The sequence below is a fragment of the Falsiroseomonas oryzae genome, from assembly GCF_027856955.1.
Taxonomy (GTDB): domain Bacteria; phylum Pseudomonadota; class Alphaproteobacteria; order Acetobacterales; family Acetobacteraceae; genus Falsiroseomonas; species Falsiroseomonas oryzae.
The window spans coordinates 1-1,186 of the sequence record NZ_JAPSMD010000834.1; the positions used below are offsets into that span (position 1 = coordinate 1).

At 75.5% G+C, this 1,186-nt stretch carries 1 protein-coding gene; it reads right to left on the reverse strand.

The window, feature by feature from the left end:
• Positions 1 to 74 precede the first annotated feature (74 nt).
• Positions 75 to 1,040 (reverse strand): Bug family tripartite tricarboxylate transporter substrate binding protein, encoded by a 966-nt coding sequence (locus OZN99_RS32070; protein ID WP_270939235.1) that lies wholly within the window; start codon positions 1,038 to 1,040, stop codon positions 75 to 77.
• Positions 1,041 to 1,186: the final 146 nt, after the last annotated feature.

Below are 1,186 nucleotides of genomic sequence, written 5' to 3' on the forward strand. Positions count from 1 at the left end.
CGCGCCCCCACCCGCCCTCGCCATGCTCGGGCACCCTCCCCCGCATCGCGGGGGAGGGAACGTCGGTGCCGCGCCTACTCCACCCGCGCGCCGGAAAGCTGGACGGCGCGCTGCCACTTCTCGAGCTCGGCGCGGTGGAAGGCGGCCGTGGCGGCCGGGTCGGCGCCGACCACGGTCGCGCCCTGGTCCAGCAGGCGGTCCCGCACGCCCGGCCGGTTCAGCGAGGTCGCGATCTCCGCCGAGAGCCGCTCCACCAGCGGCGCGGGCGTGCCGGCCGGGGCGAAGTAGATCACCCAGGCCGAGGCGTCGAAGCCCGGCACCAGCTCCGACACCGCGGGCACGTCCGGCAGCTTGGGAGACCGCTCGCGCGAGGTGACGGCGATCGGGCGCAGCTGGCCGGCGGAGAGGAAGCCGGGCAGGGAGGGGATGCCCTCCAGCGCCACCTGCACCTCGTTCTGCATCACCGCCTGGATCGCCGGCGTGCCGCCGCGGAAGGGAACGTGGACGATCTCGATGCCGGTCGCCGCGCGGATCAGCTCGAAGGCCAGGTGACTGGTCGTGCCGTTGCCGGAGCTGGCGTAGTTCAGCGCGCCCGGCCGCGCCTTCGCCGCGGCGACCAGGTCGGCCAGGCTGCGGATCGGGCTCTGCGGGCTGACCACCATCACCTGCGGGAAGGAGACCGCGTGGCTGACGCCGACGAAGTCGCGCACCGCGTCATAGGGCAGGGTGCGGAACAGGAACGGGTTGATGCCCATGGTGCCGGGCGAGCCCACCAGCAGGGTCGTGCCGTCGGCCGGGGCACGCGCCACCGCCTCGGTGCCGATGTTGCCGGAGGCGCCGGTGCGGTTCTCCACCAGCACCGGGCTGCCGAGCCGGTCCTGCATGTCGGTGGCGACCAGCCGCGTGACCACGTCCACCGCGGAGCCGGCGGTGAAGGGGTTGATGAATCGGACGGGGCGGTTCGGCCAAGGCGCCGGCTGGCCGAGCGCCGGCGCGGCGAGCAGGGCAGGGGCGGCGGCGAGCAGGGCGCGGCGGCGCATCGGGCATTCTCCTTCGGCGTTGCGGCGCATCCCTCGCCTGCCACGATCCCGTGTCAAGCGGCGAGCGGGCGATGACGTGGGTGCTGGTGGCCGGCGCCGGCGCCGCCGGCATGATGGCCGCGCTGGCCGCGGCGGCGCGCGGCGCC

What these genes read in the sequence shown, in the direction of transcription:
- OZN99_RS32070 (WP_270939235.1), bottom strand. Translation starts at nt 1,040, where the DNA reads ATGCGCCGCCGCGCCCTGCTCGCCGCCGCCCCTGCCCTGCTCGCCGCG.